At 70.6% G+C, this 15463-nt stretch carries 11 protein-coding genes; 8 read left to right on the forward strand and 3 right to left on the reverse strand.

What is annotated here, in order from left to right:
• Positions 1 to 9: 9 nt before the first annotated feature.
• A complete protein-coding gene (locus ACN261_RS21510) occupies positions 10 to 1443 on the reverse strand; it encodes a sugar ABC transporter substrate-binding protein (protein WP_425851803.1) in 1434 nt (477 codons plus the stop codon).
• A gap of 415 nt (positions 1444 to 1858) precedes the next feature.
• Here ACN261_RS21510 and ACN261_RS21515 point away from each other — a divergent pair, with 415 nt between their 5' ends.
• The 4 genes from ACN261_RS21515 to ACN261_RS21530 all read left to right on the forward strand — a co-directional run bounded on the left by ACN261_RS21515 (position 1859) and on the right by ACN261_RS21530 (position 5545).
• A complete protein-coding gene (locus ACN261_RS21515) occupies positions 1859 to 2602 on the forward strand; it encodes a GntR family transcriptional regulator (protein WP_421481461.1) in 744 nt (247 codons plus the stop codon).
• 89 nt (positions 2603 to 2691) lie between these two features.
• On the forward strand, positions 2692 to 3261 hold the full coding sequence (locus ACN261_RS21520) for a DJ-1/PfpI family protein (RefSeq protein ID WP_421481462.1): 570 nt from the start codon (positions 2692 to 2694) through the stop codon (positions 3259 to 3261).
• A 19-nt stretch (positions 3262 to 3280) separates the two neighbouring features.
• Positions 3281 to 4102 (forward strand): alpha/beta fold hydrolase, encoded by an 822-nt coding sequence (locus ACN261_RS21525; RefSeq protein WP_421481463.1) that lies wholly within the window; start codon positions 3281 to 3283, stop codon positions 4100 to 4102.
• A 234-nt stretch (positions 4103 to 4336) separates the two neighbouring features.
• Positions 4337 to 5545 carry a chitosanase gene (locus ACN261_RS21530; protein WP_425851806.1) on the forward strand — a complete coding sequence of 403 codons (1209 nt, stop codon included), beginning with the start codon at positions 4337 to 4339 and terminating at the stop codon, positions 5543 to 5545.
• A 42-nt stretch (positions 5546 to 5587) separates the two neighbouring features.
• On the opposite strand, the gene ACN261_RS21535 is transcribed toward ACN261_RS21530, so the two are convergent.
• Positions 5588 to 7942, reverse strand: coding sequence for an AbfB domain-containing protein (locus ACN261_RS21535; RefSeq protein ID WP_425851808.1), 2355 nt, complete (start codon positions 7940 to 7942; stop codon positions 5588 to 5590).
• Between the two features lie 397 nt (positions 7943 to 8339).
• On the opposite strand from ACN261_RS21535, the gene ACN261_RS21540 reads away from it, so the two are divergent.
• On the forward strand, positions 8340 to 8933 hold the full coding sequence (locus ACN261_RS21540; RefSeq protein ID WP_425851810.1) for a hypothetical protein: 594 nt from the start codon (positions 8340 to 8342) through the stop codon (positions 8931 to 8933).
• Positions 8921 to 9514 carry an AAA family ATPase gene (locus ACN261_RS21545; RefSeq protein WP_425851812.1) on the forward strand — a complete coding sequence of 198 codons (594 nt, stop codon included), beginning with the start codon at positions 8921 to 8923 and terminating at the stop codon, positions 9512 to 9514. Before ACN261_RS21540 ends, ACN261_RS21545 begins: the two co-directional genes overlap by 13 nt.
• A 28-nt stretch (positions 9515 to 9542) precedes the next feature.
• Here ACN261_RS21545 and ACN261_RS21550 read toward each other — a convergent pair whose 3' ends face one another.
• A complete protein-coding gene (locus ACN261_RS21550; protein ID WP_425851814.1) occupies positions 9543 to 11153 on the reverse strand; it encodes a cellulase family glycosylhydrolase in 1611 nt (536 codons plus the stop codon).
• Between the two features lie 794 nt (positions 11154 to 11947).
• On the opposite strand from ACN261_RS21550, the gene ACN261_RS21555 reads away from it, so the two are divergent.
• The gene (locus ACN261_RS21555; protein ID WP_425851816.1) at positions 11948 to 13384 is read left to right on the forward strand and encodes an extracellular solute-binding protein; all 1437 of its coding nucleotides are present in this window, start codon (positions 11948 to 11950) and stop codon (positions 13382 to 13384) included.
• A complete protein-coding gene (locus ACN261_RS21560) occupies positions 13381 to 15381 on the forward strand; it encodes an ABC transporter permease subunit (RefSeq protein ID WP_425851818.1) in 2001 nt (666 codons plus the stop codon). The genes ACN261_RS21555 and ACN261_RS21560 overlap by 4 nt, the downstream gene beginning before the upstream one ends.
• Positions 15382 to 15463: the final 82 nt, after the last annotated feature.

The following is a 15463-nucleotide window of genomic DNA, read 5'->3' on the forward strand; positions in this document are numbered from 1 at the left end:
CGGGATCTTTCACAGCCCGCCGCCGCCCTTGCGGTTGCTGGAGTCGAGTACGCCCTGCTGCTCCCGGGCGATGTCGTCGAGCGCGGCCTTCGGGCTCTTCGCGCCGTTGAGCGCCGCGTTGACGTTCGTGTTCTCGATGTCGACGAGCCGTGCGTACTCGGGCACGTTCCACATGTCCCGCATCCGGGGCACCGAGTCGGCGTACACCTGGTTGAACGGTCCGGCGTTGAGGAACTCGGGCGACTGCAGGGCGTCGGTACGCGACGGCACGCCACCGGCCGCGGCCCACTTCTTCTGCACGTCGGCCTGCTCGAACCACCGCATGAAGTTCAGCGCCTCGGCCTGCTGCGCCGACGGGGAGTAGGCCGACACGTGCATCCCCATCCCGCCGAGCGGGACCAGGTTCGTCTTCTGGGTCGGCAGGGTGGCGAACCCCAGCTTGCCGAGGATCTGCTCCCGGGTGGTGCCGAGCGTGGACTGCTTCGGGTCGAGCAGGCCGCCGCTCGCGGCGATCCAGTTGAACGCGATACACGCCTTGCCCTGGGCGACCGCGGCGTTCACCTCGTCGATGAACCAGTTGCCGGAGCCCTTGGCGGTCAGCGGCTTCATCTTGTTGACCAGGACGTCCATCGCCTCGTGACCCGCGGTGTCGTTGAGGACGCCGTCGATCTTGCGGCTCTTGGCGTCCCAGAGGTTGCCGCCGTAGATGCCGTTGACCGTGTTGTAGGTGACGGCCGCCGCGTCGGAGCCGTTGGCCTGGTGGAAGGCGAGCCCGCTGACGCCGGGGTTGTCCGCCTGGCACTTCGCGGCGACCGAGATCATCTCGTCCCAGGTCTGTGGGGGCTTGTCGCCGATCAGGTCCTTGCGGTAGATCATCGTCCAGGTGTCGCCGAGCAGCGGCAGCCCGTACAGGCTGGCGTTCTCGTCGCGCTTGCCGGTCTCGGCCTGCGGGAACTGGCCGTACGCCGCCAGCAGGTACGGGTTGTAGGCGTCGACCTCGATGTTCTTCTTGACGAAGTCGGTCAGGTCGAGGATGTTGCCGTTGGTCACGGCCTCGCCGATGTGCTGCGAGTCCAGGATCGCGATGTCGAAGTCGGTCTTGCGCGCGGCGAACTGGGTGAACATCGCGTCGTGCCAGTTCGCGTTCGGCACGGTGTTGACCTTGATGGTCACGTTCGGCCGTTCCTTCTTGTACTCCGCGTTCGCGAAGTCCTCCAGCGCCTTGGCCGGGGGCCACTCGAACCAGATGAAGCTGAGGTTGAGCGGGTCCTTGGTGAGTTCGGGGACCGTCGCCGGCGCCTTCGGGGCGCCGGCCTTCGTGCCGTCGTCCCCGCCGTCGCCGCACGCCGCCAGGGTCGTGGCGACCAGCAGCATGGCGGCCGTCGCCAGCCGTACCTTCCGCCGGGAGACCGATGTTCGACCGATTCGCTCCGGGTGCCGCATGGTGGTACCTGCTTTCTGGGGTGGTGGGGACTTCTAGAGCCTCGCTATGTGCCTCGCCGAGCAGGTGCTTGGTTGTTTCAGGCGTGGTGCCGGGCCGGCGCGGGGGCCGCCCCGTGGACCGGTGTCACGGACGCGCCGCGACCTGCCGGTTCGTCGTCGTGCCGGTTCGTCGTCGTGCCGTCGGCGGGCACGCCGACCCGGCGGTGACCCGGTGTTGGGCCGGGCGGGACGTCGAGCATGCTCATGGGAGCTCCGGTTGATCGAGTGGAGCGATGGCAGGCGTTACGGCGACGGTGCAGAATGACGGTCGCCCGTCACGTTTCCTATACGATCGGGTGGGGGGCGTCAGCATGTCGCAGCGTCGTAACTGATGTCAACAGGTTCCCGCAGGTGCACGAAAGGACCTCACGTCACGATGGACGACGAAGCGATCAGCGCGCGGGGCCGCACGGCCGCGCCGGGTGCGACGTCACCCGCGCGGTCGCGCGGCCGGCTCGCCGACGAGGTGTACGACACGCTGCTCGGACAGCTGATGTCGCTACGGATCGAGCCCGGCTCCCGCGTCACGATCGACGTGCTGGCGCGCGAGCTGGGGGTCTCCCAGACGCCGATCCGGGACGCGCTCAACCGGATGGAGGCCGAGGGTCTGGTCGTCCGGGTGCCCCACGCCGGGTACCGCATCCCACCCCAGATCACCCGCCAGCGGTTCGAGGACATGCTGGAGGTCCGCCTGCTCCTGGAACCGGCGGCGGCGCGCAGGTCGGCCGAACGCGCCTCCCTGGAGCAGGTGGCCGGCCTGCGCCGGATGCTGGAGGAGATGGCGGAGCTGGAGGGGGGTGTCGGGCCCACCGCCTACGGCACCTTCGGGCTGCGCGACGCCGCCTTCCACGACCTGGTCGCCCACAGCGCGGAGAACCAGGTCATCCGGGAGGCGCTCGCCCGCCTGCACAGCCACGTGCACCTGTTCCGGCTGCACCACGACGCCCAGGTCACCCACCTGGCGATGGCCGAGCACGAGGACGTGGTGGCCGCGATCGCCGCGCGGGACCCCGACGCCGCCGCCTACGCGATGCGCCGGCACATCCTGCGCTCCGGCGAGCGCTTCCGTCGGCTGTTCGACGAGATCAGGGACGGCCACGCGTTGACCGTGCGGTCTTGACGGGCGGGCGGGGCGAAGGAATGCTAGCTCAATCGGATCGGATTGGATCGCGTCCACCTCACCGCCACCACCATTGCGAGGAGAAGCAGATGCCCCGAGCGCTGCTCCTGACCGGCGACGCCGCCGAGGAACTCGACACGATGTACCCCTACTACCGCGTTCAGGAGGGCGGCTGGGAGGTCGACGTCGCGTCCCGCACGCGACGTGACGTGCAACTGGTCATCCACGAGTTCGACCCGAACTCCGACGCCTACGTGGAGAAGAACGGCCGCAAGCTGCCGGTCGACGTGCCCTGGGCCGAGGTCGACGTCGAACGCTACGACGCCCTGATCATTCCCGGCGGGCGCGCCCCCGAGTGGATCCGGGTCGACGCCGACGTCAGGCGCATCACCGAGCACTTCTTCGCGCGTAACCTCCCCGTCGCCCTGGTCTGCCACGGTGCGCAGGTCCCGGCGGTCTACGGCCTGCTCAAGGGCCGCAAGACGGCGTGTTTCCCGCCCATCACCGGCGACATGGAGAACGCCGGCGCGACGGTCATCGACGCGCCCGACGTCGTCGACGGCAACCTCGTCTCCTGCCGGGGCTGGCCCGACATGCCGCAGTTCGGCCGGGCCATGATGGAACTCTTCGCGAAGTCCGTCGACGCCCCTTCGGCCTGAGCGCGCCCGGCCCGTGCCGATGACGACCACGCGGACGGTCACCGTCGACGGTTCTCCCGTCCACGTACTCGACAGCGGCACCGGGCCGGCGGTGCTGATGCTGCACGGCTCCGGACCCGGCACCACCGGGTCCGGAGCCTGGGCGGCGACGGCGCAGGCGCTGGGCCCGTCCTGGCGCGTGCTGGCCCCCGACCACGCGGGGTTCGGTCGTACCCCCGTCCCGGTGGGCTCCCGGGGTGGCCTGCGCCTGTGGACCCGGCAGGCGGCGCGCCTGATGGACGCGCTCGGCGTCGGGGACTACGCCGTGGTGGGCCACTCCATGGGCGGGGCCGTGGCGCTGGCCCTGGCGGCCGAGCACCCCGGCCGGGTCACCCGGGTGGTGGCGGTCTCGACGATGGGTGCCCCGGGGGCGCCGCTGTCGGCCGACCTCGACGCGCTCTGGGCCGCCCCCGCCGGCCCGACCGGGGCCCGGGACATGCTGAGCCGGCTCCTTCTCGACCAGGCGCTGGTGACCGATGCGGCGGTCGCCGCCCGCGCGGACGCGATGCTGGCCGGGGCCGCCGCGTACGCGTCGTTGTTCCCGCCGCCCCGGCGACGATGGGTCGACGACCTGACCCTCCCGGAGCGGACGCTGGCCGCGATCCGCGCGCCCGTGCTGCTGGTGCACGGCGCCGACGACCGGGTGACCCCGCTCGACCCGGCGACCCGGCCGCTGCTCGAGCACCTGGCCGACGTCCGGCTGCACGTGTTCGGCAGGTGCGGGCACGTGCCGGCGATCGAACATCCGCGCGAGTTCCGGCACCTGCTGGCGGGTTTCCTGCGCCCGGAGCATTGGGCATGACCATGGGGGCCCGGCCCGGCCGGCATCGCGGCCGCGCCGTACCCGGTTACGGCGCGGCCGGTGCACCCGGCTCCGCCCTGACCTGCCATGATCGCCGGGTGCGCGATTGACAGTTGATCGACGTACTGCTATCAGTAAATAGACCTTACTGATTGCTGCGGTGCCCGCCCGGGCGCACGTCGCGTCCGGGCACCGACCGGCCGGCGGTCCGCCGCCCCGTCCCCGAGGAACGCCATGGTGCGCAGAAGAACAGTCGCCTACGCCGTGGGCACCCTGCTGGCCGGCATCGCGGCGGTCGGTTACGGCCTGCCGTCGGCCAGCGCCGCCACCGCCGGCCCGATCACCGGTTTGGCCGGCAAGTGCGTCGACGTGGCCGGCGCCAACCCGGCCAACGGCACCGCCGTGCAGCTCTACGACTGCAACGGCACCGCCGCCCAGACCTGGACGGTGGGCAACAGCGACAACTCGATCCGCGCGCTCGGCAAGTGCCTCGACGTGACCGCCGCGTCGACCACCAACGGCGCCAAGATCCAGCTGTACGACTGCAACGGCACCGGCGCCCAGAAGTGGACCACCGCAAGCGGTGGCGCCCTGGTCAACCCCGCCTCGGGCAAGTGCCTCGACGTGACCGACCGGAGCACCGCCAACGGCGCCCGACTCCAGATCTGGACCTGCGGCGGCACCACCAACCAGCAGTGGACCCTGCCCGGCGGCACCCCCACCCCGACCGTCACCGCCCCGACCGGCACCAACCTCGACGACCCGGCGAAGAAGGACGTCGCCATGCAACTCGTCTCGGCGGCCGAGAACTCCTCGCTCGACTGGCGCGCCCAGTTCTCCTACATCGAGGACATCGGCGACGGCCGGGGCTACACCGCCGGCATCATCGGTTTCTGCTCCGGCACCGGCGACATGCTCGAACTGGTCCAGGCGTACACGAACACCAAGCCCGGCAACGTGCTGGCCGGATACCTGCCCGCGCTGCGCGCCGTCAACGGCACCGCCTCGCACGCCGGCCTCGACCCCAACTATCCCCGCGACTGGCGCACCGCCGCCAACGACCAGGTGTTCCGGGCCGCGCAGGAGTCCGAGCGGGACCGGGTCTACTTCACCCCGTCGGTGCGGGACGGGAAGAACGACGGGGTCCGGGCACTCGGCCAGTTCGCCTACTACGACGCGGCGGTCATGCACGGGTACGAGGGCATGCGCCAGATCCGCAGCCGCGCCCTGCTCCGGGCGAAGCCCCCGGCGCAGGGTGGCAACGAGCGGACCTGGCTCAGCGCGTTCCTCGACGAGCGGGTCGTCGAGATGAAGAAGGAGGAGGCCCACTCGGACACCTCCCGGGTCGACACCGCCCAGCGGGTGTTCCTCGACAACGGCAACTTCGACCTGAACACGCCACTGGTGTTCGCCGTCTACGGCGACCAGTTCCGCATCGGCTGACCCCCCACCGCCGGGGCAGCCACGCTGCCCCGGCGGCCCCGCTCAGGGCGCCCAGGGGGTCGTGACGTTCCAGGTGCTGTCCGCGGCCCACAGGACGGGTGAGTTCCACGCCTCGCCGCCCGTGCCGTTGCTCAGCCACACCTGCGAGGCGTAGTGCCGCAGGTACCTGCCACGGAAGTTGTACGACTCCAACGACACCCCGCTCCCGCTCACCCCGACCCGGGCACACCAGGTGGCGTCGTTCCTGAGCAGCGCCGAACCGTCGTTCGGGGAGTTGCGTACCCGCGACTCCTGGTGGCGCAGGAACTGCCCGGGGAAGTTGACCGACTCGAACGAGTAGCACGCCGGATCGGCCAGCCCGGCCCGGACCGTGTACGTCGCGTCGTTCCTGAGCAGCGCCGAGCTGTCCGCGTTCACCACCTCGGTGTAGGCGAGGCCGTCCCGGTGCCGCAGGAACCGGTCGGTGTACCCGGGAGTCGTCACCTGCAACGACCGGCGGGTGTTCAGCGGCAACGCCACCGGCGCCGAGCTGCCGACGGACCGCGACGCGGCGATCAGGGCCAGGTTGGCGGCCCGCACCCGGGCCTGGTCCAGCTTGACCACCTGCCGGTCGTAGGTGAGGAACCCGTTCAGCTCGCCCTCCTGGTCGGTGATCTCGGTGTAGACCGAGGCGCTCAGCCCCTTGCCGAGCATGAGGTTCTGGGTGCCCTGCACCAGGCCGACGTAGCGGTCGGTCAGCGCGGTGGAGTTCGGTTGCCACTCGTAGGCGAAGAAGCTGCCGTTCGGGCTCCATTCGTGCCCGGGCGCGTGCAGGCCGAGGCCACCGAACTCGCCGAGCACGGCGATCCGGCTGCTCGACGGCACCGGCGAGTCCGGTCCCAGGTAGACGTGCCAGTCGTCGATGTCGCCGACGCCGGGGTCGCCCGACGACTGGCAGCAGTTGTGGCCGCTGTGCGCGTTGACCAGCCGGGTCGGGTCCTGGGCCTTGACGGCCTGGGCGACCCGGCGGGTGTCGGCCAGCGCCCGTTCCCCCCACCCCTCGTTGTAGACGGTCCAGGTGACGACGGCCGGCGAGCTGCGGTGCTCGTCGACGATCTCGCGGGCCTCGGCTTCGAGCTGCGCCTGCTGCGCGTCGGTGGCGTCGACGTCCTGCGCGGTCAGCGACGGGACGTCCTGCCACACCAGCAGCCCGAGCCGGTCGGCGTGGTAGAACCAGCGCTGCGGTTCGACCTTGATGTGCTTGCGCACCATGTTGAAGCCCAGGTCCTTGTGCTTCTGCAGGTCGAACGCGAGCGCGGCGTCGGTGGGCGCGGTGTAGAGCCCGTCCGGCCAGAACCCCTGGTCGAGCGTGCCGGCCTGGAAGACGAACTGGCCGTTGAGCCTGGGCCGCAGGACGCCGTTGACGACGCCGGTGCTGATCTCCCGCATGCCGAAGTAGTGGGTGGTGCGGTCCACCTGGACGCCCGCTGCATTACGCAGGGTGATACGCAGCTGGTAGAGGAACGGGCTGTCGGGCGACCAGCGGCGGGCGTTCGGCACGGGCACCGTGAACTCGGTGAAACCGCCGGTGGCGGAGCCGACCACGGTGGTGCCGTCGAGCGCTTCGGCCAGGACGCTGTGCCCGCTGACGTCGCCCCGGGTGAGAACCCGGACGCGCAGGGTGTTGTCGGCCAGGCGCGGCGAGAGGTCGGCCCTGCTGATCGAGGCGGTCGGCACCGGTTCCAGCCACACCGTCTGCCAGATGCCCGAGCTGGGGGTGTAGAAGATCCCGCCGGGCTGCTTGGTCTGCTTGCCGATCGGCGGCAGGCTGCCGTTCTGCCGGCTGTCCGTCGGGTCCCACACCTTCACCACGATCTCGTTCGCGCCGCCCCGCAACTGGGCGGTGACGTCGAAGCTGAAGGCGTCGTAGCCGCCGGTGTGCCCACCGACCGCCACGCCGTTGACCCAGACGGTGGTCTGCCAGTCGACGGCGCCGAAGTGCAGCAGCACCCGGCGTCCGTTCCAGCTCCCGGGCACCGTCACCGTCCGGCGGTAAAACAGGTAGTTGCGGGTGTCGCCGGCGGCGCGCTGTATCCCGGACAGGGCGCTCTCCACCGGGAACGGCACGTTGATCCGCTCGGGCAGGTCGGTGCCGAACGCCGGGGCGTCGTCGGTGGCGGACTGGCGCAACTGCCACTCGCCGTTGAGGGTGAGCCAGTCCGGCCGGGTCATCTGGGGTCGCGGGTACTCCGGCAGGGGCGTGCCGTCGAGCGCCTGGGCGGTCCAGGGGGTGGTCAGCGGCGGGTTCTTGGCCGGTGCGGCGTGCGCCGGGCCGGCCGGCGCGGTGAGCAGTCCGGCGACCAGGGTGAAGACGAGCAGGAGGGGTGCGGCGAGGCGGACGGGATCGGGACGTGTCATGCCGTCTCCATCGGACGGGCCGCCGGGGCCGGGCTGCGCCGCCGGCGGCTGGCAGTGGGGGTGTGGGGCGACCGGTCAGGTCACATCCGGCCCGACCGGTCGGGCGCGGACGTCGGGGGATCTCCGGGGCGATCGGTGGCGGTCGTCATGAGGTGCCTGCTGGCCGCCCCACGGTATCGGACCCTGGGGGACAAAGGGACCGCATACGGACCGGGCGCAGCCCGGCGGGCGACCCTCCCGCCGGTACGATGCCGGGCATGGGGTGGGGGACCGCGACGAGCACGGCGACGGTGTCGCCGGTCGCCACTTGCCGGGTCCCGACCGCATCCTGCCTGGCCCTGGTACCGCTCCGCGCCGTCGCCGGCCGGCACCGGCCCGGCCGGGGCCGGCCGACCCGGTGAGCCCGGGCGGCACCGACGCGAGCCTGCTGGCACTGGCGGTGGGCCTCGTCGTCGCGGTCTCGCTCATCGCGGTGATCACGGTGGTCCTGCGCCGTCGTGGTGACCGCCGGGACCTGCCGGGCACCCAGGTCCGCGAGCTGGAGGCGCGGGTCGCCGCCGCCGCGTCCCCCGACGCGGACACCCGAGCGTGGGACGCGGCCACCCGGATCGCCGCCGCCCGCAGTCACGAAGCCACCTCTCCTGACCGCGCCCCCGGCCCTGTCGACCCGCCGGTCGCCGGCACGCCCGCTGCGGACGCCACGTCACCCGGCGCGGAAACCCCGGGTGGTGCGTCGGCGGCCCGGCCGGTCCAGGACCCGACCGCCCCGCCGGCCGGGTGGCCGTCGACGGCCGGAGGTGACAGCGACGCGATGGCTGACGCGTTCGCCTGGCTCCGGATCGCGGCGCTCGTGGAAGCCGGCCAGCGTGAGCAGGCCGTCGAGCTGCTCGGCACCACCATGGCCATGTCGCCGGACGAGGCGGAACTGCTGGTCGACGGCCTGGACGGCGCGGGTGACCGCCACACCGAGGATGCGCGGTGGCGCGACTGATCCATCTGAACGGCCCGCCGGGCATCGGGAAGTCCACCCTCTCGGCGCGCTACGCCGACCGCCACCCCGGCACCCTGAATCTCGACGTCGACGCGCTGCACCGTCTCGTCGGCGGATGGCGCGACGAGGAGTTCGACACCTGGCCCGTCGTGTGGTCCCTGGTGCGGGCGATGGTGACGGTCCGGTTGGCCGGCGGAGGTGACGTCGTCCTGCCGCAGTATCTCGCGACGGTCGACGAGATCGACGGTCTTGCGGCGCTCGCGCGCGGGCAGGGGGCGGATTTCCACGAGGTCGTCCTGGTCGACGAGCGGGAGACCGCGATCGAGCGGTTCCACCGTCGCGCCCGTGACTCCGACGACGAGTGGGTCCACCACCACCGTCAGCTCATCGCGCGCGCCGGCGGATCGGCCGTGCTCGGCACCATGTACGACGACCTGATGCGGGTGGTCCGCCTACACCCCGGGGCGGTGCTGGTGCCGAGCGCGGCGGGGGCGGTGCAGGCCACCTACGACCTGCTGATGGGTGCGCTGGGCCGGCCCGGCTCCGGCCGGCCGGGATCCGCGCGGGCCGGGGGTCCGTGACCCCCGGCCCGCGTCGGTCACCGCCGGTTCAGTTCGCCGCGCAGGAGACCGCCGGTACGGCGTTGGTGCCGCCCGACGAGCCCAGGAAACCGAAGGTCGTGCTGCCGCCGGCCGCGAGCGCGCCGTTGTAGCTGACGTTGCGGGCGGTCACCGTCGCGCCGCTGGTGGTCAGCGTCGCGCTCCACGCCTGCGACACCTGCTGCCCGTTGCCGAACGTCCAGGTCACCGTCCAGCCGCTGATCGCGGAGCCGCCGGCGGTGACCCGCCCCTCGGCCTGGAAGCCGCCCTGCCACTGGCCGGTGACCGTGTACGTCGCCGAGCAGGAGCGCCCGCCCGGCGGCGGGGTCGTCGGCGGGGCGGTGGTCGGCGGCGGCGTGGTGGTCGGGGGAGTGGTGGTCGGCGGCGGCGTGGTGGTCGGCGGCGTGGTCGGGGTGGTGCCGCCGACGGCGCTCATGATGGCGTCGATGATGCCCTGCTGGGTGACCGCGCCGCTGCTGCGGTTGAACAGCCCGAACCCGTACGCGCCGTTGTAGCCGTTGTCCCAGTAGGCGGTGGCCGCGCCGTACTTCCTGGCGGTGGCGACCAGGGTGCGTGCGTAGTCCGCCCGGTACCGGTTGTTCGTCGAGTCGGCCGAGGTCTTGTCGACCGAGCCGTACTCACCGACGAACACGGGGTATCCACGCGCGACGAAGGTGTCCCGCACCTTCTTCAGTTGCCCGTCCATGAAGTCCTGCTGTCCCCAGGTGGACTTGCGTGCCGGGTTGGTGGCGGCCGGCCCCCACTGGGTGATGGTGCCGTTCTCCTCACCGGCGAAGTCCCAGGGGTCGTAGTAGTGCACGGAGATCATGAGTCGCTGCTCGTTGGCCGGCACGGACGACGAGCGGTACTGGTCGGTCGGCAGCACGAAGCCGTAGTTGCCGACGGTGTAGTCGATGTTGGTGTTCCAGCCGGGGATGAGCAGCCAGCGCGAGGCGTTGTTTCCGCCGGTCCGCCGGACCGTGTCCACGAAGATCTGGTTGTAGGCGTTGATGTTGGAGTAGCACGGCTGGGTGGGATTGCCGTACTGCCCGTCGAACTCCTCGTTCATTGATTCGAGGACGAGGCGTTCGCCGTAACTCTGGAACCTGGTCGATATCTGCTGCCAGACCTTCTGGTACTTGTCTCTGATCGTCGTCTGGTTGGACGAGTCGCAGATCAGCCACGAACCGTTGATGGTCTTGTAGCCGTCGCCGTGCATGTTGATCAGCACGTACAGGCCGCGGCCATAGGCGTAGTCGACGATTTCCTGGATGCGGTTCAGCCAGGCGGAACTGATCGTGTAGTTCGGGGCGGCCCCGATGTTTCCCAGATAGGAGACCGGAATGCGGATCGTCTTGAACCCCGCCGCCCGCACCCGGTCGATGAACGCCTGCGTGACGACCGGGTTGCCCCAGGCCGTCTCGCTGGGGATTCCGTTGGCGTTGGCCTCCAGGGCGTTACCCAGGTTCCAGCCCGCCCCCATGTTGGCGACGAGTTGGGTGGCGTTCACTTGGGTCATGCTGTCGGCCGACGCGGAACTCGTCATCACGGCCGTCGATCCGGCCAGCGCCAGTACGCCGGAAAGCACGGCGAACTGAACCCTCCTCAGTGTGGATTTCATCAGCATCTCCCGTCTTCGGGTCAACCATCGTGCGATGGTTGTCGAAGCGTTTCGACAGTATTTCGACTGCCTGTTCCGGCAATCGATGGGCCGCCAAAGAATAGATGCACGTGCATCGATCGGCAACGGGAGTGCTGTCGCGGGCGGGTGCGGGTCGCTGCGGGCCGGCTGGCGTCGGGCTGCCGGGTGGCCGGGTGGGACGGCCACCCGTGTCGCGCCACGCCGACCTGGCTCGCCGAAGCGGTGGCGTGGACCGTGGAGACGCCGGATCCGTGCGCGCCGGGCGCGTGCGCCGCGTGCCGTCGGGGTGGCGGGCGGTGGTCGCGTCGACGTCGCACGGCCCGACCGCGACCGGTGCCCGTCGTGGGGGTGACCCACCGTGCCGCAGGGGCGCTCGCGTCGGGCGTGGCCCCGCCGGCCCCGACCGGCAGGGAGGCGTCGGGGGTGGGTGCCCGCCGTCGAGGGTCCCCGTTAACGCTATTGATCATAGTGAATTGTTGAAAGTATCTTCCGGTGGGAAGGAAGGTCTGGTCGCGACTTTCCGAAATGTGTAGAGTGAGCGCAGCGCCGCCCTGATCGACATCCCGCCGCTCGGGGCGCGAGCATCTCGGACAGGCCGGGGAGGCCCCACCGTCGGCGGGGCGGACCCCGATGACCACGCGCCGGAAGCAGGCTGCGGTCATTGCACCAGGACGAATGATCGTCCTCGATGGCGAACGGTACCGACGTCCACAAGGGAGGGTAACCCTTCCCGACCTTCGGTGAGTTGCGGTGAGGCGGAACGGAGGAGACAGATGTCCACGGAGGACGGCTCGTTACGGACCCGGCGCGGCTTCCTGGGAATGGGGGTGGGGCTGCTCGGCGCGGCCGGCCTCGCCGCCTGCGGAGGAAGTGGACCGTCGACGCCCAGGGTGCAGGCCGAGGTCCCGCAGGAACTCATCGACGCCGCGGCGGCGTTGAAGGGCTCCTCGATGGGGATGCTGTCGCAGAAGCTGTACTCGGAGGCGGCGAACGCGGCCCTCGACAGCTCGATCAGGAAGTTCGCCGACACCACCGGCACGAAGATCGGAAACAGCCTGGTCCAGGCCGACGCCGGCGACGTCGTCGCCAAGATTGATGCCGAGGTCAAGGGCGGTGTCGCGCGTGACCTCGCGTTCATGACCGACTCGCGGTTCGTCGCCCAGTTCCAGGCGCTCGGCGACCTGGAGGACGTGACGGACGTCGTCCAGGCGTTGACGGCGAAGTACGGCGAACCCACCGCCGAATCCAAGAACTTCTGCGTCTTCGACGGCAGGTGGTTCGCCATCCCGTACCACTTCATCGGGATCGGGTCGTTCCTGCGCAAGGACTGGATGCAGGACAAGGGCATCACCCCCAAGGACAGCTACACCTGGGAGGAGCTGCGGGACCTCTGCCTGGCGATCTCCGACCCCGGCAAACGGCGGTTCGGCTGGGGCATGACCGTGAACCGGTCCGGTGACGCCAACGGCATGATCGAGGCCCTGATCAATTCCTACGGCGGGGCGATCGCCTCCAACGACGGCCGGAAGGTCACCTTCGACTCTCCCGAGACCGTCCAGGCGGTGACCTTCCTCGGCGACATCTACACCAACCCGACGTACAAGCCGATGCTGCCGCCGGGGGTCGCGGCCTGGACCGACTCCAGCAACAACGAGAACTGGCTCGCCGGCATCCTCGGCTACACCCGCAACCAGTTCAGCGTCTACGCGGACTCCAAGACCAAGAAGAACCCGGTCTACGAACGCACCCACGTCTTCCCCGACTGCACCGGCCCGGCCACCGACACCTCCCTGCTGCTGGGCCAGTCCCAGTGCTTCGTCATCTTCAAGGGCGCCAAGAACGCCGAACTCGCCAAGCTCCTGACGCAGTACCTGGTCAGCGCGCCCGCCCTCGTCGGCGTGGCCAAGGAGGCTCCGGGGCTGGCCCTGCCGGCCTGGGACCGGGTCTGGGACGCCGACCCGTTCTTCACCAGCGGCGACCCGGCGTTCCCCATCATGCGCAGGATCACCCAACAGAAACTGCCGCTGTCGACGAAGAACGGCCTGGACTTCCCGCAGAAGGCCAGCGCCGGGCAGCAGGCCGCCGTCGGCGCCTACGTGCTGACCGACATGATGCAGCAGGTCATCCAGGGCACGTCGCCCGCGCGGGCCGTGCAGGCCGCCCACGCCAAGATGGTGCAGATCTTCACCCAGCAGGGTCTGCCGCAGTGACGTCGGTCCGCCCGGCGCCGGCCCCGGCGTCAGGAGGATCCCCACGGCGCAAGCCCGGCGCGCGTCCCGCGACCCGACGACGGCTGGGACGCGACTGGCGGCTGGCAGCCCTGTTCCTGGCCCCCACGGCCGTGCTCGTCGGCGCCCTCGTGCTCGTCCCGATCGGCTGGGCGGTCGTCACCAGCACCACCGAGCGGCACGGCCAGCACAGCGTGTTCGTCGGTCTGGCCAACTACCTCGCCCTGACCGACGACGAGCAGTTCCACACCGGCGTGGTGAACTCGTTCGTCTTCACCGCGTACGCCGAGGTGTTCAAGGCGGTGCTGGGCCTGTCCGCGGCCCTGCTGCTGCACCACCGACGCCGGGGACGGGCGGTGCTGGCCGGCCTGCTCCTGCTGCCGTGGGTGGTGCCGACGGTCGTCACCGCGTTCAGTTGGCGCTCGCTGCTCGACCCGATCTTCGGCAGCGTCAACCTGCTGCTCACCGAGTCGGGGATCGGGCCGCTGCTGGTCGACGCGCACCTGGTCGACAGTTGGCCGGCGGGCTGGCTGTCCGAGGCGTCCCTGGCCATGCCGTCGGTGATCATGGTCAACGTGTGGAAGGGGGTGCCGTTCTTCACCGTCGCCTTCCTCGCCGGGCTGAAGGCCATCCCCACCGACCTGTACGAGGCGGCGACCGTCGACGGGGCGTCGGCGTGGCGGCGGTTCGTCCACGTGACGCTGCCCGGACTGCGCCACGTCATCACCGTCACGGTCACCCTGTCGTCGATCTGGACGTTCAACAACTTCGACCTCATCTGGTTGCTGACCCAGGGCGGCCCCGGCGACGCGACCGCACCGTACGTGCTGGTCGCGTACTCCAAGGCGATCCTCCAACTCCAGTACGGCGCGGGAGCGGCCGTCACGCTCGTCATGCTGCCGGTCATCGGCGTGCTGGTGTACGTGCTGGTCCGGCTGCTGCGGCGGGACGCCGACACCACGCCGACCCGACCCGCCGGGCCGGTGCGCCGGGCCCTGCCGTGGGCCGCCGCCGTGCTGGTCACCGGCGCGCTGGCCTGGGCGTCACCGCAGATCCTCTGGAAGGCGGCGCTGGTCCTCGGGGTGATCCTGCTGGTCGCGGCGGCGGTCGGCCGGATCCTGTCGGCGTTGCAGTCGTGGGGACGGCGCAGGACGTCCGCCCTGGTGTCGGGCCTGGCCTCCGGCGTCGCGCTGGCCGCGCTGCTCGTCTTCGTCCTGGCCCCGCTGTACTGGATCGTCGTCACGGCCTTCAAGTCCGACGGCCAGATCGTCCTGCACGAGCGCGACCTGTGGCCCACACCATGGACGCTGCAACAGTTCACCGACCTGTTCACCACCAAACCGTTCGGCCGCTGGTACCTCAACACGGTGCTGGTGTCCACGGCGTCCACCGTGGTGGCGCTGGTCTGCGCCGCGCTGGCCGGCTACGCGCTGGCCCGGCTGCGGTTCCGCGGTGCACAGGGCTTCACCGTCACGGTCCTGGTCACCTACGTGATGCCCGGCGCGCTGCTGTTCATCCCGCTGTACCAACTGCTCATCGGGGTCCGGCTCACCGACTCGTTGTGGTCGCTGGTCGTGACGTACCCGACCTTCACGCTGCCGTTCGCCACCTGGCTGCTGGCGGGATACTTCGCGTCGATCCCCATCGAGTTGGAGGAGGCCGCGCTGGTCGACGGCTGCACCCGGCTGCAGGCGTTCGGTCGGGTGGTGCTGCCCCTGGCCAAGCCGGGACTGCTGGCGGTCGCCCTGTTCACCCTGACCAACGCCTGGAACGAGTTCCTCTTCGCCTTCGTGTTCATCACCAAGGACGAGTACAAGACCCTCCCCGTGGGCATGCAGTCGATGATCACCGGGGACGTCGTACCCCAGGGACAACTCGCCGCCGCGTCACTGCTGGTCAGCATCCCCGTGGTGATCATGTACGCCTTCGGGCAGCGGTTCCTCACCGAAGGGCTCACCGCCGGAGCGGTCAAGGGCTGACCCCGCCACCGCCGACCACCCGGTGGGCCGGCACGGCGATCGGCGAGTCTGTCGGCATGTTGACACCATCGCCATCCCGGCG

The organism is Micromonospora sp. WMMD723 (genome assembly GCF_049863385.1).
In the GTDB taxonomy this organism is placed as follows: domain Bacteria; phylum Actinomycetota; class Actinomycetes; order Mycobacteriales; family Micromonosporaceae; genus Micromonospora; species Micromonospora wenchangensis.